Annotated in this window: 18 protein-coding genes; 16 read left to right on the plus strand and 2 right to left on the minus strand. The window is 62.4% G+C overall.

The features are described 5' to 3' along the window. The first annotated feature begins 272 nt into the window (after positions 1-272). The 12 genes from G7009_RS08240 (at position 273) to G7009_RS08295 (ending at position 13880) form a co-directional block, all read left to right on the plus strand. On the plus strand, positions 273-881 hold the full coding sequence (locus tag G7009_RS08240; RefSeq protein ID WP_181129505.1) for a biliverdin-producing heme oxygenase: 609 nt from the start codon (positions 273-275) through the stop codon (positions 879-881). Between the two features lie 53 nt (positions 882-934). After that, positions 935-1348 carry a YbaN family protein gene (locus tag G7009_RS08245; protein WP_181129506.1) on the plus strand — a complete coding sequence of 138 codons (414 nt, stop codon included), beginning with the start codon at positions 935-937 and terminating at the stop codon, positions 1346-1348. 117 nt (positions 1349-1465) lie between these two features. Then, positions 1466-2812 (plus strand): CoA transferase, encoded by a 1347-nt coding sequence (locus G7009_RS08250; protein WP_181129507.1) that lies wholly within the window; start codon positions 1466-1468, stop codon positions 2810-2812. 59 nt (positions 2813-2871) lie between these two features. Beyond that, positions 2872-4128 carry an arginine deiminase gene (gene arcA, locus G7009_RS08255; protein WP_181129508.1) on the plus strand — a complete coding sequence of 419 codons (1257 nt, stop codon included), beginning with the start codon at positions 2872-2874 and terminating at the stop codon, positions 4126-4128. Between the two features lie 188 nt (positions 4129-4316). Beyond that, a complete protein-coding gene (locus tag G7009_RS08260; RefSeq protein ID WP_181129509.1) occupies positions 4317-4676 on the plus strand; it encodes a DUF5064 family protein in 360 nt (119 codons plus the stop codon). A gap of 118 nt (positions 4677-4794) precedes the next feature. Next, positions 4795-6303 carry a sigma-54-dependent transcriptional regulator gene (locus G7009_RS08265; RefSeq protein WP_181129510.1) on the plus strand — a complete coding sequence of 503 codons (1509 nt, stop codon included), beginning with the start codon at positions 4795-4797 and terminating at the stop codon, positions 6301-6303. Between the two features lie 595 nt (positions 6304-6898). Next, the gene (gene gcvH / locus G7009_RS08270; protein WP_181129511.1) at positions 6899-7282 is read left to right on the plus strand and encodes a glycine cleavage system protein GcvH; all 384 of its coding nucleotides are present in this window, start codon (positions 6899-6901) and stop codon (positions 7280-7282) included. Between the two features lie 9 nt (positions 7283-7291). Beyond that, positions 7292-10147 (plus strand): aminomethyl-transferring glycine dehydrogenase, encoded by a 2856-nt coding sequence (gene gcvP / locus G7009_RS08275; protein WP_181129512.1) that lies wholly within the window; start codon positions 7292-7294, stop codon positions 10145-10147. A 69-nt stretch (positions 10148-10216) separates the two neighbouring features. Beyond that, positions 10217-11593, plus strand: a complete 1377-nt coding sequence (locus G7009_RS08280; RefSeq protein WP_181129513.1) for an L-serine ammonia-lyase — start codon at positions 10217-10219, stop codon at positions 11591-11593. A 23-nt stretch (positions 11594-11616) separates the two neighbouring features. After that, positions 11617-12738: a glycine cleavage system aminomethyltransferase GcvT gene (gcvT, locus tag G7009_RS08285; RefSeq protein WP_181129514.1), complete on the plus strand. Its 1122-nt coding sequence runs from the start codon at positions 11617-11619 to the stop codon at positions 12736-12738. Positions 12739-13079: 341 nt separating this feature from the next. After that, on the plus strand, positions 13080-13292 hold the full coding sequence (locus tag G7009_RS08290; protein WP_181129515.1) for a cold-shock protein: 213 nt from the start codon (positions 13080-13082) through the stop codon (positions 13290-13292). A gap of 93 nt (positions 13293-13385) precedes the next feature. Further along, a complete protein-coding gene (locus G7009_RS08295; protein WP_181129516.1) occupies positions 13386-13880 on the plus strand; it encodes an RDD family protein in 495 nt (164 codons plus the stop codon). 531 nt (positions 13881-14411) lie between these two features. Here the strand turns inward: G7009_RS08295 and lptG are convergent. Next, a complete protein-coding gene (gene lptG / locus G7009_RS08300) occupies positions 14412-15473 on the minus strand; it encodes an LPS export ABC transporter permease LptG (RefSeq protein ID WP_181129517.1) in 1062 nt (353 codons plus the stop codon). Further along, entirely contained in the window at positions 15466-16581 is a 1116-nt protein-coding gene (gene lptF / locus G7009_RS08305) for an LPS export ABC transporter permease LptF (protein ID WP_181129518.1), read from the minus strand. Before lptF ends, lptG begins: the two co-directional genes overlap by 8 nt. Before the next feature lie 288 nt (positions 16582-16869). On the opposite strand from lptF, the gene G7009_RS08310 reads away from it, so the two are divergent. The 4 genes from G7009_RS08310 to G7009_RS08325 all read left to right on the plus strand — a co-directional run bounded on the left by G7009_RS08310 (position 16870) and on the right by G7009_RS08325 (position 22243). Beyond that, positions 16870-18363, plus strand: a complete 1494-nt coding sequence (locus tag G7009_RS08310) for a leucyl aminopeptidase (protein ID WP_181129519.1) — start codon at positions 16870-16872, stop codon at positions 18361-18363. A 47-nt stretch (positions 18364-18410) separates the two neighbouring features. Next, positions 18411-18842, plus strand: coding sequence for a DNA polymerase III subunit chi (locus G7009_RS08315; protein WP_181129520.1), 432 nt, complete (start codon positions 18411-18413; stop codon positions 18840-18842). A 2-nt stretch (positions 18843-18844) separates the two neighbouring features. Then, positions 18845-19216: a DNA polymerase III subunit chi gene (locus G7009_RS08320; protein ID WP_181129521.1), complete on the plus strand. Its 372-nt coding sequence runs from the start codon at positions 18845-18847 to the stop codon at positions 19214-19216. Between the two features lie 180 nt (positions 19217-19396). Further along, the gene (locus G7009_RS08325) at positions 19397-22243 is read left to right on the plus strand and encodes a valine--tRNA ligase (protein ID WP_181129522.1); all 2847 of its coding nucleotides are present in this window, start codon (positions 19397-19399) and stop codon (positions 22241-22243) included. Positions 22244-22356: the final 113 nt, after the last annotated feature.

Below are 22356 nucleotides of genomic sequence, written 5' to 3' on the forward strand. Positions count from 1 at the left end.
GGGCAAGCCCGCTCGCCACTGGTGCACGGTTCCTGGTGGCGAGCGGGCTTGCCCCGCGATGAGGCCGGCAGCATCACTGAAGATTTCGGAAGCCAAACAAGAGCACCAGCCAACGAAAATTGATGGCTTTTGCTTTACTGACCAGCATTAGGCGCCGGACCTACCTTTACTGCTCTTTTTCCACATGCCTTCAGCGCGGCCGAGACGATTTTTACTGTCTCGACTCGCCTGGTTCGTCTTGTCACTAGATACCCGAATTCAAGGATGCTCTCATGACTGCCACCTCCTCCCCCGAACGCGCCAGCCTGCGCTCGCAACGTCTCAACCAACTGACCCATGCGCCGCACGGCGAACTGGATGCGCTGGTCAAGTCCCACGCGCCATTCGATAGCCGTGAAAGTTTCGCCCGCTTCGTGGTCGCTCAATACCTGTTCCAGGCGGAGCTCCAGGCGCTGTACAACGACCCTCGGCTGATCGCCATCGTCCCGGACCTGAGCCAGCGTTGCCGCGCGGAGCAGGCCCTTCTGGACCTGGCCGACCTGGGCGCGCGCGCACCCTCCGCCGTCCCGGGCGCCTTGCGGGCCACGACCTTGGGTGAGGCGATGGGCTGGATCTTCGTCTCCGAAGGCTCCAAACTGGGTGCCGCGTTCCTGATCAAGCGTGCCGTGGCCCTGGGGCTGTCGGACAGCTTCGGCGCCCGCCACCTGGGCGAGCCGGTCGGTGGCCGTGCCGAGGGCTGGAAGCAGTTCACCCGTATACTCGACAGCCTGGAACTGAGCGCCGAGGAAGAAGCCGCCGCCGAACGTGGCGCCGTCGCCGCCTTCGAGCGCTTCACCGAATTGCTCAAGCATGCCTACGCTGCCGATGCCGCGCTGGCCTGAAACGCTCACCCGGTCGCCTCATCGGCGACCGGACCGTCCCTTGCAGTGAGACCATGACCCGAATCGCCCGCTCGAAACCGTCCCGACTGCTCTATGGGATCCTGGCCTACGTCAGTCTTGGCGTCGGCCTGGTCGCTATTGTCATACCGGGCCTGCCAACCACCGAATTCATTCTGCTCGCCGCCTGGGCGGCGACCCGCAGTTCGCCACGCCTGAGTGCCTGGCTGGAAAACCATCGGCTGTTCGGACCGATTCTGTTCAACTGGCGCAATGGCAGGATCATCCAGCGCCGTGCCAAGGTCAGCGCCACGCTGAGCATGCTGCTGTGCGCCTGCCTGATGCTGGTGTTCCTGGAGCATCGCTGGCCGGTATTCCTGGCCATCGGTGGCATGGCCTTGGGCAACCTGTGGATCTGGTCACGGCCCGAGCGCTTGCCGGAGCCCTGCCCGGCCGATCTGCAACGCTAGTGGCCTGTGCGATCGGTTCGGGTTCGAATCAATCGTACAGGTCCTGACACATTCGGATCGAACCAAGTCCCGCCCCGCGACGCCTCATATACAGCGACACCGCTCAGGAGGCCGTGCATGCAACAGTTACTCAGCGACATCGCCAAAGACCTGCCGGTGGATCCCGCCGCCGTCCGCTGGCATGGCATTGGCGCCCTGCCGTCAGCCTTCGCGGTTACCGAACTGGCCAGCGCCAGCCTTGCGGCCGCGGGCCTCGCGATGGCCGATCTATTGAAAGGGCAGACCCAACAGTGCCCACTGGTACAGGTCGACCGCCGTCTCGCTTCGTTCTGGTTCGGCACCTCCCTGCGCCCGCAAGGTTGGCAGGTCCCGCCGACGTGGGACGCTCTGGCCGGCGACTACCCCACCCGCGACGGCTGGATACGTCTGCATACCAATGCGCCCTTGCACCGCAAGGCCGTCGAGCGGGTGTTGGGCAGGGCCAACGCGTGGGAGGACATGGCCAGGCAAGTCGCGCAATGGTCCTCGAACGACCTGGAGGATGCCGTAGTGGCCGCTGGCGGTTGTGCGGCCACCCTGCAAAGCTGGCCACAGTGGTGTGCCCATCCACAGGGCCAGGCGGTGAACGGCGAACCGCTGATCCTTCGCGAGACCTTCGTGGCTGAAAAGCGCCCCTGGACCGGTTGCCAGGCGCGTCCGCTGGCCGGTGTCAAGGTCCTGGACCTGACCCGCATCCTCGCAGGGCCTGTCGCCAGCCGCCTGTTGGCGGGATTTGGCGCCGACGTGTTGCGCATCGATCCTCCCGGCTGGGAAGAGCCCGCGGCCGTGCCGGAGGTCACCTTGGGCAAGCGATGCGCTCGCCTCGACCTGCGCCTGCCGGATGATCGCCGCCTCTTCGATACCCTGCTCGGCGATGCGGACATTCTCCTTCACGGCTACCGGGCCGATGCCCTGGAGCGGCTGGGTTACGGTCCGCTACAGCGCCGGCTGCTCAATCCCGCCTTGATCGATGTATGCCTCAATGCCTACGGCTGGAGCGGCCCCTGGAAGGACCGCCGGGGTTTCGACAGCCTGGTGCAGATGAGTACCGGCATCGCCCGCGAAGGCATGCGCTGGCAGCAGGCCGAACGGCCCGTGCCCTTGCCAGTCCAGGCGTTGGATCATGCCACCGGATACCTGATGGCCGCCGAAGCGATCCGCGCCCTGGCCGAACGTCTGGAACAGGGCCACGGTACCCGCGCGCGGTTGTCCCTGGCGCGCACGGCCAAGCTGCTGATCGAACGCGGGACGGTCGGCGATGACCTGCCGCTGGCAAGCGAAACGGTCGCGGACCTCGATACCAAGGTCGAACAGACCCCTTGGGGACCGGCGAGACGAATCCAGTCGCCGCTCAAGGTAGGCGAGGCCGGGCTGCAATGGGCACGCGCTGCCCGCGCCTTGGGCACCGACCTGCCGAGCTGGTGATTCGTGGATCGCGTGGCGGCGCGTCCCGAGAACGGGTCGGCACATCTGGAGAGATAAAGATGGTCACCGAAAAAGTGAAGTACGGCGTGCATTCCGAAGCCGGCAAGCTGCACAAGGTGATGGTTTGCGCCCCCGGCCTGGCGCACCAGCGGCTGACGCCGCACAATTGCAAGGAATTGCTGTTCGACGACGTGATCTGGGTCGCCCAGGCCAGGCGTGATCATTTCGACTTCGTCACGCGCATGCGCGAGCGAGGCATCGAAGTGTTGGAAATGCACAATCTGCTGACCGAAACCGTGCAGGACCCCACGGCGCTGAAATGGATACTCGATCGCAAGATCAACCCGGACACTGTGGGTCTTGGCCTGATCCACGAAGTACGCAGCTGGCTCGAAGGCCTCGAACCTCGCCTGCTGGCCGAGTTCCTGATCGGCGGCCTCGCAGGCCAGGACCTGCCAGATGGCGAAGGCGCCAGCCTCTTCAAGCTTTACAGCACATGCCTGGGGCATTCCAGCTTCATTCTGCCGCCGCTGCCCAACACACAGTTCACCCGCGACACCACCTGCTGGATCTATGGCGGCGTGACGCTCAACCCGATGTTCTGGCCGGCACGACGCCAGGAAACCCTGCTGACGAGCGCCATCTACCGATTTCATCCGCAGTTCGCCCAGGCCGACTTCCAGGTATGGTACGGCGACCCCGACCGAGACCATGGCCAGGCGACCCTCGAAGGCGGCGACGTCATGCCAATCGGCAATGGAGTGGTGCTGGTCGGCATGGGCGAACGCACGTCGCGCCAGGCCATCGCCCAACTGGCACAGACCTTGTTCGCCAGGGGCGCGGCGGACAAGGTAGTGGTCGCCGGCCTGCCCAGGAACCGAGCGACCATGCACCTGGATACCGTGTTCAGCTTCTGCGACCGCGATCTGGTCACGGTCTTCCCGGAAGCGATGAAAGAGATCGTGCCCTTCATCATTCGTCCCGACGAGACCAGACCCGACGGCCTGGATGTACGCCGAGAGGACAAGTCGCTCGTCGACGTAGTCGCCGAGCACCTGCGCCTGCCGGCCCTGCGCGTGGTCGAGACAGGCGGCAACCCTTTCGCGGCGGCGCGCGAGCAATGGGACGATGGCAATAACGTCGTGGCGCTGGAACCCGGGGTGGTGATCGGTTACGACCGCAACACGTATACCAATACACTGCTGCGCAAGGCCGGTGTCGAGGTCATCACCATCAGCGCCAGCGAACTGGGACGTGGACGCGGCGGCGGACGCTGCATGACCTGTCCGATCGTGCGCGATCCGGTCGATTACTGATTGTCTGCACCGCCTCGAGGGCAACGGTCAAAGATAAGCATTTTTCAATGCCGAAATGTGGCCTCTGGCCTTACAGGCCTTCTGTGCAGTTGAGGGGCTCATCATCACGTGGTCGGATATAGGCTACCGTTGACGTCTGCACGCGAGCTTGTCGGCTCGCTCGTTCCACTGCCGAAGAGGACCGTCTCATGGCCCAGTTCGAACCCGGTCACCTGCACATCGAGCGTCACGCGCTAGGCAAGGAGGACCACAGCTACAACCTGTCCATCGATTATCGAGTCGAGCATGACCCCAAGGAAGGCATCGGCATGCAGTTCCATCTGCATGGCACGGTCGAGGACAAGGCCTTGGACGAATCCTTTTTCCTGCCCAAGGACCAGGCATTCGATTTCGCCCGCCACGCCACGCGCATTGCCCAGAAATACGGCATGCCAAAGACGGCCAGCATCGGTTCCGTGCACAAGTATTATGACGAGATGTTCGAAGACGTGCGCCAGCAACTGGACGTGAAGTCCGGGGACCCGGTCAAGCCGGAACACCTTCAATAGCAGCGCAAGCGTCTGACACGCATCGATTGCCGACGTCCACCTCGACGGCGCGAGACGGTGTCGTTGTGTCGAGGGTCGAGGCATACTGCCTTTCTCCCCCTGCTTGGCATTTCATCCCATGCGTATCCACGTAAGCTTCATCGACCGCGTTGGCATCACCCAGGAAGTCCTGGCCCTGCTCGGTGCTCGCAATCTCAACCTGGATGCCGTGGAGATGGTCCCGCCCAACGTGTACATCGATGCGCCGACCCTGAGCCCGGCCGTGCTCGAGGAGCTGCATGACGCCCTGTTCGAGGTTCGCGGGGTAAAGTCGGTGGAGGTGGTCGACATCCTGCCGGGGCAGCGTCGGCACCTGCAACTGGATGCCCTGCTGGCGGCGATGAGCGACCCGGTGCTGGCGGTTGACAGCGCAGGCAAGGTGCTGCTGGCCAACCCGGCACTGATCGCACTCTGCGGACGTGAATCGGCGGGACGCTCGGTCGGTGAGCTGTTTGCAGACCCGGGCCTGTTGCAGGCGCTGCTGGAAAACAACTTTCACCTGCCAATGCGCGAGATGCAGCTCAACGGTCAGAGCCTGCTGCTCGATGCCACCCCTATCACCCACGCCGGCGGGCTGCTTACGCTCTACCCTCCGAACCGCATGGGCGAGCGTCTCTCGGCCTTGCATCATGATCACGCCGAAGGCTTCGACGCCCTGCTTGGCGAGTCGCCCGCCATACGTACCCTCAAGGCCCGGGCATTAAGGGTCGCCGCCCTGGATGCGCCATTGCTGATCCATGGCGAAACCGGCACCGGCAAGGAGCTGGTCGCACGCGGTTGCCACGCCATCAGCAGCCGTCACGCGGCGCCTTTCCTGGCGCTCAACTGTGCCGCCCTGCCCGAAAGCCTGGCCGAGAGCGAGCTGTTCGGTTATGCGCCAGGGGCTTTCACGGGGGCACAGCGAGGCGGCAAGCCTGGCCTGATGGAACTGGCCAACCAGGGCACGGTATTTCTCGATGAAATCGGGGAGATGTCGCCTTATCTGCAGGCCAAGCTGCTGCGCTTCCTCAACGATGGCAGCTTCCGCAGGGTAGGCGGTGACCGGGAGGTCAAGGTCGACGTGCGCATCATCAGCGCCACCCATCGCGACCTCGAGCGAATGGTTGCCGAAGGCAGTTTTCGTGAAGACCTGTTCTATCGACTGCATGTCCTCAACCTGGACGTACCACCGCTGCGTGAACGTGGGCAGGACATCCTGCTACTGGCGCACTTCTTCATGCGCCAGGCCTGCACCCAGATCCAGCGCCCGGCGTGCCAACTGGCCTTGACGACACACTCGGCGCTGCTGGCCAATCCATGGCCGGGCAACGTGCGGCAACTGCAGAACGTGATCTTCCGCGCGGCTGCCATCTGCGAGAGCAATGTCGTGGATATCGGTGACCTGGATATCGCCGGCACTTCGGTGGCGCGCGGCCAGGATGGCGAAGTGGCGAGCCTGGAGCAGGCGGTAGGGGATTTCGAACGGGAGCTGTTGCAGCGGTTGTATGCCAGTTACCCGTCGACACGGCAACTGGCGGGGCGTTTGCAGACGTCGCACACCGCCATTGCGCAGCGGCTGCGCAAATATGGCATACCGGGCAAGTCCTGATACTTGTTGCCAAGCCATCACGTTCTTCAGATTTCTCCTGTTTGTTCACAGGATACCTTCCCGAATACGCCCGCGCAGAATGGTGACATTGCAATCAGGCATGTCACCGGGGAACTCCAGAAACATCTTCCTCCATTGGCTAATTCGTCAAGAGAGAATAAACGTTCGATCCTTGGATATGGCAAAAGAGTAGCGTGATGTTCGAACTCGATTTTTACGGAACACTGGTAGCGGCCTCGTTATTTCTGCGCTGATAAATTGACATTATCCTCAGTCCAGGCAGCAACAACTCATAAGAGACATATTTCTTCACAAAACCAAGTATCATGCCCAGAACTGGAATGAATTCAATACAGTGTATTGATTTAATTACAGGCTTGGCGTGACACTGCCAAGTAAGGGCGTGGGCGCCCTGCCGCCATGACTTTCCCTGAGATCGGAACGATTTCATTACATAAGCTTTCCACCTCTTCCTACGATTAGATACAACCTGTTGATTTCAATGACTAAATTTTAGATGGCCGGGTTCTTGCTAAGGAGCTAAAACCAAGTGTGGCCCCACCGCGCCCACGCCCCGCTTCCCCAAGGAGTCTCCATGAGCGAGTTGCGTTTCACCGAAGATCACGAATGGCTGCGTGTCGAAGCCGATGGCAGTGTCACCGTCGGTATTACCGCCTATGCTCAGGACGCCCTGGGCGATGTGGTCTTCGTGCAACTGCCGGAACTGCAGCACTATGAGAAAGGCGCCGAAGTATCCACCGTCGAATCGGTGAAGGCTGCCAGCGGCGTCTACATGCCGCTGACAGGCGAAGTGGTCGAGGTGAACGAGCAACTCGATGCCAACCCCGAGCAGGTCAACGAGGACCCGCTGGGCCAGGGATGGTTCTTCCGCTTCGTACCGGACGATGCCGACGCCGTGACGGCCCTGCTCGACCAGGATGCCTACGATCGCCTGCTCAATGCCAACGCTGACGCCTGAGGAACGACCATGACCCTCGAACTCGATACCGCCAACGAATTCATCGCCCGTCACATCGGCCCGCGCGCCGCCGATGAACAGGCCATGCTGACCGCCCTGGGCTTCGACTCGCTGGACGCGATGTCCGCCGCGGTCATTCCCGAAAGCATCAAGGGCACCAGCGTGCTCGATCTGGGCAATGGTCAGGGCGAGGCCGATGCCCTTGCCGCGCTGAAAGCGATCGCCGGCAAGAACCAGTTGTTCAAGAATTACATCGGCCAGGGTTACTACAACTGCCATATGCCCGCGCCCATCCTGCGCAACCTGCTGGAGAACCCGGCCTGGTACACCGCCTATACGCCCTACCAGCCGGAGATTTCCCAAGGTCGCCTGGAGGCGCTGCTCAACTTCCAGACCCTGATCAGCGACCTGACCGGCCTGCCGATCGCCAATGCCTCGCTGCTCGACGAGGCCACCGCCGCCGCCGAAGCCATGACGTTCTGCAAGCGCCTGAGCAAGAACAAGGGCAGCACGGCATTTTTCGCATCGATCCATTGCCATCCGCAGACGCTGGATGTCCTGCGTACCCGCGCGGAGCCACTGGGCATCGACGTCGTGGTCGGCGATGAGCGCGAGCTGACCGATGTCGGCGCCTTCTTTGGTGCCCTGCTGCAGTACCCGGCGAGCAACGGCGAACTGTTCGACTATCGTGAGCTGGTCGGTCGCTTCCACGCCGCCAATGCCCTGGTCGCCGTTGCCGCGGATCTGCTGGCCCTGACCCTGCTCACTCCTCCAGGCGAATTCGACGCCGATGTCGCGCTGGGCAGCGCCCAGCGCTTTGGTGTGCCGCTGGGCTTCGGGGGGCCGCACGCGGCCTACTTCGCTACCCGTGATACCTTCAAGCGCGACATGCCGGGCCGTCTGGTCGGCGTTTCCATCGACCGCTTCGGCAAGACCGCCCTGCGCCTGGCCATGCAGACTCGCGAACAGCATATCCGCCGTGAGAAGGCCACCAGCAACATCTGCACGGCCCAGGTGTTGTTGGCCAACATCGCCAGCATGTATGCCGTCTATCATGGCCCGGTCGGCCTCAAGCGCATCGCCGAACGTACCCATGCCCTGACCGCGATCCTGGCCAGCGGCCTGCAGGCGCTGGGCGTCGAGGTCGTGAACCAGGCGTACTTCGATACACTGACCCTGGCCACTGGCGACGCCACCGCCGCGCTACATGATCAGGCCCGCACGCAACGCTTGAACCTGCGCCAGATCGACGCCCGTCACCTTGGCCTGTCGCTGGACGAGACCAGCACCCGCGCCGACGTCGAGGGTCTCTGGAAGGTCTTCGCAGGCGACCGGACCCTGCCGGATTTCGACGCGTTGGCCGCAGGCGTCACCTCGCGCCTGCCGACAGACCTGCAGCGCCAGACGGCGTTCCTCGAGCACCCGGTCTTCAACCGCTACCACAGCGAAACCGAACTGATGCGTTACCTGCGTCGCCTGGCCGACAAGGACCTGGCACTGGACCGCACCATGATCCCGCTCGGCTCTTGCACCATGAAGCTCAACGCCGCCAGCGAGATGATCCCGGTGACCTGGGCCGAGTTCGGCAACCTGCACCCCTTCGCCCCCGTCGAGCAGAGCCAGGGTTACCGGCAATTGACCGACGAGCTGGAAGCCATGCTCTGCGCCGCTACCGGTTACGACGCGGTCTCGTTGCAGCCCAACGCCGGTTCACAGGGCGAATACGCCGGTCTGCTGGCGATCCGCGCCTACCATCGCAGCCGTGGCGACAGCCATCGCGACATCTGTCTCATCCCCTCTTCGGCTCACGGGACCAACCCTGCCACCGCGCACATGGCCGGCATGCGCGTGGTGGTCGCCGCCTGCGACGCGCGTGGCAACGTCGACATCGAGGATCTGCGTAGCAAGGCCAGCGAACATCGCGAGCACCTCGCCGCGCTGATGATCACCTACCCCTCGACCCACGGCGTGTTCGAGGAAGCCATCGGCGATATCTGTGCGATCGTCCACGACAACGGCGGCCAGGTGTATATCGACGGCGCCAACATGAACGCGATGGTCGGCCTGTGCGCGCCGGGCAAGTTCGGCGGCGATGTCTCGCACCTGAACCTGCACAAGACCTTCTGCATTCCCCATGGCGGTGGCGGCCCGGGTGTCGGCCCCATAGGCGTGAAGGCGCATCTGGCGCCCTTCCTTCCCGGACATGCCCAGCTGGACAACAGGGAAGGCGCCGTTTGCGCGGCGCCGTTCGGCAGCGCGAGCATCCTGCCGATCACCTGGATGTACATTCGTATGATGGGCGGCGCGGGGCTCAAGCGCGCTTCGCAAATGGCGATCCTCAATGCCAACTACATCGCCCGGCGCCTGGAGGAGCACTATCCTGTCCTGTACACGGGCAGCAACAGCCTGGTGGCCCACGAATGCATCCTCGACCTGCGACCGTTGAAGGACAGCAGCGGCATCAGCGTCGACGACGTGGCCAAGCGCCTGGTCGATTTCGGCTTCCATGCGCCGACCATGTCCTTCCCGGTGGCGGGCACGTTGATGATCGAGCCGACCGAGAGTGAATCCAAGGAAGAACTGGACCGCTTCTGCGAGGCGATGATCCGGATCCGCGAAGAAATCCGCGATGTGGAAATCGGTAGCCTGGACAAGGAAGACAATCCGCTGAAGAACGCCCCGCACACGGCGGCCGAACTGGCGGGCGAGTGGACCCATGGCTACAGCCGCGAGCAGGCGGTGTACCCCTTGCCGAGCCTGGTGGAAGGCAAGTACTGGCCTCCGGTCGGTCGTGTCGACAACGTCTTCGGCGATCGCAACCTGGTCTGCGCGTGCCCACCGATCGAGAGCTACCAGGACGCTTGAAGCCCCTGTGAAGGGCGCCGCGTCCTGGAGGCGCGGCACCTTCGCGGCCGCCCACACAGGAGCACCATCATGTCACTGAGCGTTTTCGACCTGTTCAAGATCGGCATCGGCCCTTCCAGTTCCCATACGGTCGGCCCCATGCGAGCCGCAGCCCGCTTTGCAGAAGGTTTGCGCCGTGATGGGCTGCTGACCGCCACGCTGACTGTCAAGGTCGAGCTGTATGGTTCGCTAGGCGCCACTGGCAAGGGCCATGGCAGTGACAAGGCGGTGCTGCTAGGGCTCGAAGGTGAACACCCCGACACGGTAGACACCGAATCCATACCAGCGCGGCTCCAGGTGATCCGCGACAGCGGCCGCCTGAAGCTGCTGGGCGAGCATGAGATCGACTTCATCGAGAAGCAACACCTGGCGATGATCCGCAAGGCCCTGGACTTCCATCCCAACGGCATGATCTTCCGCGCCTTGGATGCGGCCGGGCTGCAGATCCGCAGCCGCGAGTATTACTCGGTGGGCGGCGGCTTCGTGGTCGATCAGGACGCCGCCGGCCAGGACCGCATTGTCGAAGACAGCAGCGTGCTCGCCTACCCGTTTCGCACCGCCAAGGAACTGCTCGCTCATTGCAGCGCCCAGCAGATGTCGATCAGCCAGATCATGCTGGCCAACGAGGCCGCCTGGCGTAAGGAGGCGCAGACCCGCGCGGGCCTGTTGCAGATCTGGCAGGTGATGCAGGACTGCGTGGACGCCGGTTGCCATCACGAAGGTATTCTTCCGGGAGGCCTGAAGGTCAAACGCCGTGCGCCGGCACTCTATCGGCAACTCAGCGAGCATCCGGAGGCGAGCTTGCGCGATGCGCTGTCGGTGCTCGACTGGGTCAACCTCTATGCCCTGGCCGTCAATGAAGAGAACGCGGCGGGTGGGCGGGTGGTGACGGCGCCGACCAACGGCGCAGCCGGGATCATCCCGGCCGTCTTGCACTACTACATGCGCTTCACCAACGGCGCCAACGAGGACGGCGTAGTGAAGTTCCTGCTCACGGCGGCGGCAATCGGCATCCTCTACAAGGAAAACGCCTCGATCTCTGGCGCCGAGGTCGGCTGCCAGGGTGAAGTCGGCGTCGCCTGTTCGATGGCGGCAGGCGCGCTTTGCGAGGTATTGGGAGGCACCCCGCAACAAGTCGAGAATGCCGCCGAAATCGGCATGGAACATAACCTGGGCCTGACTTGCGACCCTATCGGCGGCCTGGTCCAGGTGCCCTGCATCGAGCGAAACGCCATGGGCTCGGTCAAGGCGATCAATGCGGTGCGCATGGCCCTGCGCGGCGACGGGCAGCATTTCGTCTCCCTGGACAAGGTCATCCGCACCATGCGCCAGACCGGTGCCGACATGAAAAGCAAATACAAGGAGACCGCTCGTGGCGGTCTGGCCGTCAACATCATCGAATGCTGACCCATTCAATCAAGGAGTCACCGATGTCCGAAACACTGCACAAGACCCCGCTGCACGCCCTGCACCTGGAACTGGGCGCGCGCATGGTGCCGTTTGCCGGCTACGACATGCCGGTGCAGTATCCCCTGGGCGTGCTCAAGGAGCACCTGCATACCCGTGAGCAGGCCGGACTGTTCGACGTTTCGCACATGGGCCAGATCCGCCTCGCCGGCAATGATGCCGCACGTGCCCTTGAAAGCCTCGTGCCAGTGGACATCGTCGATCTGCCGGTAGGCCTGCAACGCTATGCCATGTTCACCAACGAGCAAGGCGGGATTCTCGATGACCTGATGGTCGCCAACCTGGGCAATGACGAACTGTTGCTGGTGGTCAATGCCGCTTGCAAGGAGCAGGACCTGGCGCACCTGCGCACGCACATCGGTAATCGCTGCGAAATCACCCCGCTGTTCGAAGAGCGCGCCCTGCTCGCCCTTCAAGGCCCCGCGGCAGTGACGGTTCTGGCCCGCCTGGCCCCGCAGGTCGCCGACATGACGTTCATGCAGCTGCGTACGGTCGAACTGATGGGGACGGACTGTTACGTCAGTCGGTCGGGTTACACCGGGGAGGATGGCTACGAGATTTCAGTACCGGCCAACGTTGCCGAGTCTCTGGCTCGCTGCCTGCTGGCCGAACCCGAAGTCCAACCGATCGGGCTGGGCGCACGGGATTCGCTGCGCCTGGAAGCCGGTCTGTGTCTTTACGGCCATGACATGGATCAGCAGACCACGCCGGTGCAAGCCAGCCTGCTCTGGGCCATCTCCAAGGTTCGCCGCGCCGACGGCGCGCGCGCCGGGGGTTTTCCTGGCGCCGAGACGATCTTTGCCCAGCAGCGAGATGGCGTGGCACGCAAACGCGTCGGGTTGTCGCCTCAGGAACGTACACCGGTCCGCGAAGGCGCGGAAATTGTCGATGACCATGGACAAGCTGTCGGTATCGTCTGCAGTGGCGGGTTCGGACCTACCTGTGGCGCACCTGTTGCAATGGGCTACGTGGACGTTGAACATGCGGCGCTCGATACGCCGCTCTTTGCACTTGTACGGGGCAGACGAGTTGCTCTGAAAGTTAGCAAACTACCTTTTACGCCCCCGCGTTACCATCGGGGCTGAAGTCCGACAAGTGTGCATCATATTGCACACTTGTTATTCGATTTCGAACGCTTTCAATAACTTTCGAAAATGTCCGCGGGCTATGCGTCGTGCTTTCCAGGGAGCGCCCTGGAAATCTCCGATATGTTGCATGGCCATAGGCTTGTTTTTTTCGTCAGAGTTGGCGTAGAGTCATTTCACTGTGTTTGCATGGGTCTCAACAGTTCGTGACCTGGGCGTAGCGCCACGTTTTGCTACAACCCGTTCGACGTCTTACTTTCCTGCAACCAGCGCGGTAGTCTTTCCTCTCTATCGAGCGGAGACACTGTAATCACCCTTCAAGTTTGATAGGAAACAAGACAATGAGTCAGCGTCAGAACGGTACCGTCAAGTGGTTCAACGACGAGAAAGGTTATGGTTTCATCACTCCAGAGAGCGGTCCGGATCTGTTCGTGCACTTCCGCGCTATCCAGGGGAACGGCTTCAAGAGCCTGAAAGAGGGCCAGAAGGTCACCTTCGTCGCCGTGCAAGGCCAGAAGGGCATGCAGGCTGATGAAGTTCAGGCCGAAGGCTAAGTTTTCTTCAGAAAGCCCTTGCTGGTAACAGCAGGGGCTTTTTTGTGCCTGCGATTCCGTAGAATGTGCATTTTGCCATCCGGAGCTGCGCGTATGCCCAAGTCATTGCTCAATCCCCAAGGCGACTTCCAGCCGGTAGGCCTGGGTCGTCGCCTGGCGGCGGTGTTCTACGACTTTCTGTTGTGTACAGCGTTGCTGATAGTGACCACCGGGGTCTACAAGGTGGTCCAGATGGCGGTCATCGGACAGGAGCGCATGCGAGCGTTGACAGAGGCTGGGGCATTGGATGGAGATCCATTGCTGTCGACGTTGTTGCTGTTTGTATTGTTCGGATTCTTTGCCAAGTTCTGGACTCATGGAGGGCAGACGCTGGGGATGCAGGTATGGGGAGTACGGGTGCAGAACGCGGATGGCAGCGCGATCAGTCTGTGGCAGGCGTTGTTGAGGTTTGTCGTGGGAATTGCTTCGTGGTTATGTTTTGGGCTGGGGTTCTTGTGGATACTGTGGGATAAGCGCAAGCGGGGGTGGCACGATATCTATTCGGAAACGGAGTTGGTAAGGGTTCCGAAGCGGGGAAGTAGCAAATAGTTTTTAATCCCCCGTATAGATACAAGCCCACAGTGCCGTTGCCGTTGATCTTGCCTTGGCTTTTGCTTTTGATCTTGATCTACCGCCCCATTCCAGCAGGCCGAACGGAGGTGTCATGGAGGGGGCCGGGCGCAGCCCCTCTGGCGAAGCCGGAGCGCCGTACGGAGGGCTTTAGCCCATAGTCGGCGGAGCCCCCGAAGTGGCGCCGGAGTGAGGGAACCCGTAGCGAAGCGGAGGGGCCATGGTGGGGCAGATTTTTTTGGTTACTTTTTTCATCGTTTGGAAAAAAGTGACCCGCCGTAAGGGCGGAAAGGTGAGTATGAGCCCCTATCGCCAATGGATATTCACCCCATATAAGTGCCCCAGCGACGGTAAGTGGCATTATGAAATAAATAGCAATAGCAACAGTTGTTACTGGAATAATGATGATGGAAATAATGAATCAATTATCCGAAAAACAAAACCCGGACTAGGGAGCCAAAACGCGTCGGACCAGGACAGCCCAACGCGCCAGAGCATCCAACAACCGTATTACCCCGCCCTACGCAACAACCAAACCCCCGCCAACGCGCATATCCCCGCGGGAATGACCACCGCCAACAACGGTGGGAATCCAAAGACCTGACTGGAAGGCCCAAGCAAATCCTGCCCGATCCGGAAAACGAAACCGACCAGAACACCGGTAAAGACCCGCTGCCCCAACGTCACGGACCGCAGCGGCCCAAAGATGAACGAAATGGCCATCAACACGAGCGCCGCGGTCACCGCCGGTTGCAGCACCTTGGTCCAGAATGCCAACCAGTACCGCGCATTGTTCAAACCCTGGTCGCCAAGATAATGGATGTAATCCCATAGACCAGTGATGGAAAGCGATTCAGGAGAGAGGACCACCGTATTGAGCAACTGCGGCGACACCGTGACATCCCAGCGCTCTTCAGGGCTGTTGATCACCTCGGTGCGGTCCCCCCGGAAGTACGTGGTGCTCACGTCGCTCAACATCCAGTGATCATCCTGGTACTGCGCGCGTCGGGCGAAACTCGAGGCGAGCATGTTGCGATCGTTGTCGAAACGGTAACGCGTCACCCCAAGCAGCAGTCCATTGGGCTGAACCGAGTTGATGTGCACGAACTCGTCGCCCTGGCGATGCCACATACCCCGCTTGGAACTCTGCGATTCGCCGCTCCCCTGGGCCAGCGAGCGCTCGGCCTGGGCCTTGTTCTCGGTGACCGGGGCCAGGTATTCGCCAATCAACAGACCGACCAGCATCAATACCAGCATGGGCTTCATGACGGCCCAGACAATGCGCCCGATGGATACCCCGGCTGCCCGCATGATCGTCAGCTCGCTGCTGCTGGCCAGGCTGCCCAGACCGATCAGGCAGCCGATCAGCGCCGCCATCGGCAGCATGTCGTAAAGACGTCGTGGCGCAGTCAGGAGAACGAAGACGCCCGCGTCCATGAGGGTGTAAGTGTCGCTCAGGTCGCCCATCTCATCGATGAAGGCGAACAGGGAAGCAAGACCGAGGATGATCCCCAGTACCGCGATGATCGCCACCAGGACGCTCTTGCCGATATAGCGATCCAGTTTAACCACGGGCCACCTCCGCACGACGCGAAGCCAGCTTCAGGCGCAAGGGCTCCCAGTACAACAGGGCCAGGCCTATCAACAGGAACAGGCCATGCACCCACCACATGCCCAGGGCGATCGGTAACTTGCCCTTTTCCAGGGCGCCACGTACGGAAATCAGCATCGTAAGGTAAGCCATGTACAAGAGAATCGCTGGCAACAGCTTGAGGAAACGGCCCTGGCGCGGGTTGACCCTGGCCAGTGGGACCGCCATCAGGGTAACGATGAACACCAGCAAGGGCAGCGACAGGCGCCACTGAAGCTCGGCACGCTCACGCAGATCCTCCGCGCCCAGCAGTTGCGAAGTGGGGATGGCTTCGCGCTCGGTCACTTCCTGGCTGACTTCCGGCTTGGGCAGCAGGACACCATAGGTGTCGTACTTGATCGCACGGTAATTGGCCTGGCCAGGATTGCCGTCATAGCGATAGCCGTTCTCGAGGATCAGGTAGCGGTTGCCATCGGCCTGGACTTCCTGATGGCCTCTTTCGGCGACCAGTACGGACGGGGCGCGATCCTTGGTCTTGTCCTGGCTGAAGCGTTTCTCGGAAATGAACACGCCACCGAGCTTGGCCCGGTCATCGGAGAGTTCCTGGGTATAGGTGACCCGCGTACCGTCGCGCAGGGTCTGGAAGCGACCCGGGACGAGCGTGTCGAATTCGGTCAACGCATCCTGCTGGTTGATGATCTGCTGAACCTGTGCCACGCCCTGTGGCGCCAGACTCAGGCTCAGCCAGGCGACCAGCAGTGCGACCAGGGTCGCAGGCGCCAGGGTCATGCCCAGCAGCCGCTGCTGGCTCATGCCGGTGGCCGAAAGCACGGTCATCTCGCTTTCGAGATAGAGTCGGCCATAGGCCAGCAGGATGCCGAGGAACAGGCCCAAGGGCAGGATCAGCTGCAGGAAACCGGGCAGACGGAAGCCCATGATCATGAACAGCACGCCCGGATCGAGTGCGCCTTGGGCCGCCTGGGCCAGGTACTTGATGAAGCGCCCGCTCATGATGATCACCAGCAGCACTGCGCTGACGGCGCTCAAGGTCACGAGGACCTCGCGAGACAGATATCGAAAGACGATCAAACCAGACACTCCTGGTGTTGTCAGGGGCGGATGCCGAACGTTGCATTCGGACAGCCAAGATCAATGCCGGTTCGCCAGGGGCGAACCTCCATGTAAAGTGCGCGCATTATCCTGTGATTGGCTGCCCCTGTCACGGGCGGCGCATGATGGCGCACATCGGGGTTGTCATCGCTGCCGCCAGGGGCTCAAACTGGCAGCTTTTCCACTGGCACGTGACCACGCGGCCAGGCCTGCTTCGAGCGCCTGCAAAAGACAGCGCCAATTGACAGATCATTCGGGGAACCTGACATGGAACTGGTTGTAAAAAGCGTAGCCGCTGCATCGTTGAAGACCGCAACCCTGGTGCTCGCCATCGGCGAAGACCGCAGGCTGGGCGCCAGTGCCAAGGCCGTCGACGAGGCGACCGATGGTGCGCTGAGCACACTGCTCAAGCGCGGCGACCTGGCCGGCAAGGTCGGCCAGACACTCCTGCTGCAGAACCTGCCAGGCCTCAAGGCCGAACGCGTGCTGCTGGTCGGTAGCGGCAAGGACGAGGCACTGGGTGACCGCAGCTGGCGCAAGCTGGTCGCCAGTGTCGCCGGCGTGCTGAAGAACCTGGGTGGCAGCGACGCGGTACTGGCGCTGGACGATATCGCCGTCAGCGCGCGTGACGGCCACTACGGCAAGTACCGTCTGCTGGCCGAAAGCCTGCTCGACGGCGAATATGTATTCGATCGTTTCAAGAGCACCAAGGCTGAAGCCCGTGCACTCAAGAAGATCACCCTGCTGACTGTCAAGGCAGGCCAGCAGGAGATCGAGCGCGCGGTCAAGCACGCAATGGCGATTGCCACCGGTATGCGCCTGACTCGCGACCTGGGCAACCTGCCGCCGAACATCTGCCACCCGACCTTCCTCGCCGAACAGGCCAAGGAGCTGGCCAAGGCGCACAAGAGCCTCAAGGTCGAAGTGCTCGACGAAAAGAAGATCAAGGACCTGGGCATGGGTGCGTTCCATGCCGTCGGCCAAGGCAGTGACCAGCCGCCACGCCTGATCGTTCTCCAGCACCAGGGCGGCAAGAAGAGCGACAAGCCGTTCGTACTGGTGGGCAAGGGCATTACTTTCGATACCGGCGGCATCAGCCTCAAGCCCGGCGCCGGCATGGATGAGATGAAGTACGACATGTGTGGCGCCGCCAGCGTGTTCGGCACCCTGCGCGCGGTGGTCGAGCTGGACCTGCCGATCAACCTGGTGTGCCTGCTGGCCTGCGCCGAGAACATGCCCAGCGGCGGTGCGACGCGTCCAGGCGACATCGTCACGACCATGAGTGGGCAGACGGTCGAGATCCTCAATACCGACGCCGAAGGCCGACTGGTGCTGTGCGATACCCTGACCTACGCCGAACGCTTCAAGCCTCAGGCGGTGATCGATATCGCCACGCTGACCGGCGCGTGCATCGTCGCCCTGGGCAGCCACACCTCCGGACTGATGGGCAACAATGACGAACTGGTCGACCAGTTGCTCGACGCCGGCAAGCGTGCCGACGACCGCGCCTGGCAACTGCCGCTGTTCGATGAGTACCAGGAGCAACTGGACAGCCCGTTCGCCGACATCGCCAACATCGGCGGGCCGAAAGCCGGAACCATCACGGCGGGTTGCTTCCTGTCGCGTTTCGCCAAGGCCTACAGCTGGGCTCACCTGGACATCGCCGGCACCGCCTGGATCAGCGGTGGCAAGGACAAGGGCGCCACTGGCCGTCCGGTGCCCCTGCTGACCCAGTACCTCCTGGACCGCGCGAACGGCTGAAGCCCTGGTGCCGACGGTGCCCTGCGCCGTCGGCCGGCAGATCGAACATGAGCAAAGCTGACTTCTATATCCTGCCCACCGACTCCCTGTCGGCGCGCCTGGATTTCGCCTGCAAGCTGTGCGAAAAAGCCTGGCGTCTCGGTCACAAGGTCTACCTGCACTGTCAGGATGCCGACCAGCGCAGCGAGCTGGACGCCCGGCTCTGGCACTTCAAGGGCGAAGCCTTCGTGCCGCACGACCTCGCGCAGGCCCATGCGGATGCCCCGGTCGTCCTGGGTATCGGCGATGATGCCGGCGAGCATCGCGACCTACTGATCAACCTCGGCACAGAGGTGCCAACGTTCGTCGGCCAGTTCGAGCGCGTCGCCGAAATCGTCGTCGAGGATCCGGCCATCCGCCAGTCGGCTCGCGAGCGATTCCGCTTCTACCGTGAACAGGGCTATGCTCTGCAAGACCACCGCTTACAGCGACTTGGATGACGATGGACAAGCCCACTGCCCTACCCCACTCCGCCCATCTGCTCGACGACCTCGAGTCGATTCGCCAGCTGCTGGGCGACGCCGACCTGCAGCCGCCGCTGCTGACCGAGACGGTCGAGCAGGTTCCCGTTCTACGGGATGAACCTTCCGCGCCGTCGGCCATGTCGGCCATGGCCGAATCTGGCCGCCCTTCTTCCGAGGACTCTCAGTCTCGCCGCCAGGACACCTTGCTGCACCTGGACGAAGAGCTGCGCGCCGCCGCGCGGTTGATCATGCAGGACGTGATCAACGACTTCACCCCCCACATCGAGACCGAAATCAAGCGCCGTCTCGATGCACGCCTGGAGCGAATGCTCAAGCGTTCGTCCGATTAGCACGGCTTCCGGCTTCCAGGATCGGTGCGCCGACCCTGGTCTGCTCGACGAGGCCTGCAGGCCTCGCCAGTGCGCCGGATCGTTCATGCTGACCTCCCGCGCGGGCCTGTCGCTTGATGGTTGCCCCTTGGTTTATACTTCCCGGCTTTCCTGAATAAATGCCATAGGGTCCCGCCGCGCATGGATAAGACCTACCAGCCGCACGCCATCGAAACTTCCTGGTACAAAACCTGGGAGTCAGAGAACTATTTCGCCCCTCAAGGTGCAGGTGAGTCCTACACCATCATGATCCCGCCGCCGAACGTCACCGGCAGCCTGCACATGGGTCACGGCTTCAACAACGCGATCATGGATGCCCTGATCCGTTTCCGCCGCATGCAAGGTCGCAATACCCTGTGGCAACCGGGTACGGACCATGCCGGTATCGCGACCCAGATGCTGGTCGAGCGCCAACTCGAGGCGAAGGGCCAGAACCGTCACGACCTGGGTCGCGAACAGTTCCTGGAGAAGATCTGGGAGTGGAAGGACCAGTCCGGTGGCAACATCAGCCGGCAGATCCGCCGCCTGGGCTCGTCGGTGGACTGGTCCCGCGAACGCTTCACCATGGACGATGGCCTGTCCGAGGCGGTCAAGGAAGCCTTCGTGCGCCTGCACGAGGATGGGCTGATCTACCGTGGCAAGCGCCTGGTCAACTGGGACACCAAGCTGCACACCGCGATCTCCGACCTCGAAGTGGAAAACCACGACGAGAAAGGCCATCTGTGGAACCTGCGCTACCCGTTGGCAGACGGCGCTCGTACCGCCGATGGCAAGGATCACCTGGTGGTCGCCACCACGCGTCCCGAGACACTTCTGGGTGACGCGGCCGTGGCGGTCAACCCGAACGATGAGCGCTACCAGGCGCTGATCGGCAAGTTCGTCGAGCTGCCGCTGGTCGGCCGCCGCATTCCGATCGTCGCCGACGACTATTGCGACCCCGAATTCGGTACCGGCTGCGTGAAGATCACCCCGGCCCACGACTTCAACGACTACGAAGTCGGCAAGCGCCACAACCTGCCGCTGCTCAACATTTTCGACAAGAATGCCGTGGTGCTGGCCAACGCCCAGGCGTTCAACCTCGACGGCAGCGTCAACGACACTGTCGATACCGGCCTGCCCGCCCAATACGCCGGTCTCGACCGCTTCGTCGCGCGCAAGCAGATCGTTGCCGACCTGGATGCCGCAGGCTTGCTGGTCAGCGTCGATGATCATGCGCTCAAGGTGCCCAAGGGCGACCGCTCCGGCACGGTCATCGAACCGTGGTTGACCGACCAGTGGTACGTTTCCACCAAGCCATTGGCCGAACCGGCCATCGCCGCCGTCGAAGACGGTCGCATCCAGTTCGTGCCCAAGCAGTACGAAAACATGTACTTCTCCTGGATGCGCGATATCCAGGACTGGTGCATCAGCCGCCAGCTGTGGTGGGGCCACCGCATTCCCGCGTGGTACGACGAGGCCGGCCAGGTCTATGTCGGTCGCAACGAAGAGCAGGTGCGCGCCAAGCATGGCCTGGGCGCCGACGTGGCCCTGCGCCAGGACGACGACGTGCTCGATACCTGGTTCAGCTCCGGCCTGTGGACCTTCTCCACGCTGGGCTGGCCCGAGCAGACCGAGTTCCTGAAGAAATTCCACTCCACCGACGTGCTGGTCACCGGTTTCGACATCATCTTCTTCTGGGTCGCCCGGATGATCATGCTGACCATGCACCTGGTGAAGAACGAGGACGGTACTCCGCAGGTGCCGTTCAAGACCGTATACGTGCATGGCCTGGTCCGTGACGGGCAGGGACAGAAGATGTCCAAGTCCAAGGGCAACGTCCTCGATCCGCTGGATATCGTCGACGGCATCACCCTTGACGCCCTGCTGGAAAAACGCACCAGCGGCATGATGCAGCCAAAGCTTGCGGAGAAGATCGCCAAGCAGACCAGGGCCGAGTTCCCCGAAGGCATCGCCAGCTACGGCACCGACGCCTTGCGTTTCACCTTCTGCTCGCTGGCGTCCACCGGCCGCGACATCAAGTTCGACATGGGTCGCGTCGAAGGCTACCGCAACTTCTGCAACAAGATCTGGAACGCCGCCCGCTACGTGCTGGACAAGGGCGAGGACTGCGGCCAGAACGGCGAGGCCTACGAGCTGTCGCTGGCCGATCGCTGGATCATCTCGCAGCTTCAGCGCACCGAAGCCGAAGTGACCCGCCAGCTCGAGCAGTTCCGCTTCGACCTGGCCGCGCAGGCGCTCTACGAGTTCATCTGGAACCAGTACTGCGACTGGTACCTGGAGCTTTCCAAACCAGTCCTGTGGGACGAGAACGCGCCGATCGAGCGCGCCCGCGGCACTCGTCGCACGCTGGTCCGCGTGCTTGAAGTGGCACTGCGCCTGGCACATCCGTTCATGCCGTTCATCACCGAGGAAATCTGGCAGCGCATCGCGCCGCTGGCCGGTGTCCAGGGCAAGACCCTGATGCTGCAGCCTTGGCCCGTGGCCGACGAGAGCCGTATCGATGCCGCCGCCGAAGGTGACATCGAATGGCTCAAGGAGCTGATGGTCGGACTGCGCAATATCCGCGCGGAGATGAATATCGGTCCCGGCAAGCCGTTGCCGCTGTTCCTGAAGAATGCCAGCGCCGAAGACCAGCGCCGCCTGAGCGAAAACGAAGCGCTGCTCAAGAAGCTGGCGAAGATCGAATCGTTCACCGTGCTGGGCGAACAGGACGAAGCCCCGCTGTCCGCCACTGCCCTGGTCGGCGACCTGCAGGTACTCGTACCCATGGCCGGTCTGATCGACAAGGATGCCGAACTGGCGCGCCTGAACAAGGAAATCCAGCGTCTGCAGGGCGAAGTCCAGCGCGTTGGCGGCAAGCTGTCCAATGCCGCCTTCGTCGACAAGGCACCGCCTGCGGTCATCGACAAGGAGCGCGCCAAGCTGGCTGAAGCCGAACAGGCCCTGGCCAACTTCACCGAGCAGCATGCGCGGATCGCGGCGCTGTAACCACCCTCAGTGACGCCATCGCGGCGGTCCGGCGGCCCGGCAAGTCGCGGTGCCGGATGCTGTCTCTCCAGGATCGAAGTCGACCTGTGGAAGCAGCATCCTGGCACCGCGGC

It is taken from the genome of Pseudomonas capeferrum, from assembly GCF_013523055.1.
Taxonomy (GTDB): domain Bacteria; phylum Pseudomonadota; class Gammaproteobacteria; order Pseudomonadales; family Pseudomonadaceae; genus Aquipseudomonas; species Aquipseudomonas capeferrum_A.

Excerpts from the sequence above, each read along its gene's own strand:
- G7009_RS08240 (WP_181129505.1), top strand. The coding sequence starts at position 273 with ATGACTGCCACCTCCTCCCCCGAACGCGCCAGCCTGCGCTCGCAACGT.
- G7009_RS08245 (WP_181129506.1), top strand. The coding sequence starts at position 935 with ATGACCCGAATCGCCCGCTCGAAACCGTCCCGACTGCTCTATGGGATC.
- G7009_RS08250 (WP_181129507.1), top strand. The coding sequence starts at position 1,466 with ATGCAACAGTTACTCAGCGACATCGCCAAAGACCTGCCGGTGGATCCC.
- arcA (WP_181129508.1), top strand. The coding sequence starts at position 2,872 with ATGGTCACCGAAAAAGTGAAGTACGGCGTGCATTCCGAAGCCGGCAAG.
- G7009_RS08260 (WP_181129509.1), top strand. The coding sequence starts at position 4,317 with ATGGCCCAGTTCGAACCCGGTCACCTGCACATCGAGCGTCACGCGCTA.
- G7009_RS08265 (WP_181129510.1), top strand. The coding sequence starts at position 4,795 with ATGCGTATCCACGTAAGCTTCATCGACCGCGTTGGCATCACCCAGGAA.
- gcvH (WP_181129511.1), top strand. The coding sequence starts at position 6,899 with ATGAGCGAGTTGCGTTTCACCGAAGATCACGAATGGCTGCGTGTCGAA.
- gcvP (WP_181129512.1), top strand. The coding sequence starts at position 7,292 with ATGACCCTCGAACTCGATACCGCCAACGAATTCATCGCCCGTCACATC.
- G7009_RS08280 (WP_181129513.1), top strand. The coding sequence starts at position 10,217 with ATGTCACTGAGCGTTTTCGACCTGTTCAAGATCGGCATCGGCCCTTCC.
- gcvT (WP_181129514.1), top strand. The coding sequence starts at position 11,617 with ATGTCCGAAACACTGCACAAGACCCCGCTGCACGCCCTGCACCTGGAA.
- G7009_RS08290 (WP_181129515.1), top strand. The coding sequence starts at position 13,080 with ATGAGTCAGCGTCAGAACGGTACCGTCAAGTGGTTCAACGACGAGAAA.
- G7009_RS08295 (WP_181129516.1), top strand. The coding sequence starts at position 13,386 with ATGCCCAAGTCATTGCTCAATCCCCAAGGCGACTTCCAGCCGGTAGGC.
- G7009_RS08310 (WP_181129519.1), top strand. The coding sequence starts at position 16,870 with ATGGAACTGGTTGTAAAAAGCGTAGCCGCTGCATCGTTGAAGACCGCA.
- G7009_RS08315 (WP_181129520.1), top strand. The coding sequence starts at position 18,411 with ATGAGCAAAGCTGACTTCTATATCCTGCCCACCGACTCCCTGTCGGCG.
- G7009_RS08320 (WP_181129521.1), top strand. The coding sequence starts at position 18,845 with ATGGACAAGCCCACTGCCCTACCCCACTCCGCCCATCTGCTCGACGAC.
- G7009_RS08325 (WP_181129522.1), top strand. The coding sequence starts at position 19,397 with ATGGATAAGACCTACCAGCCGCACGCCATCGAAACTTCCTGGTACAAA.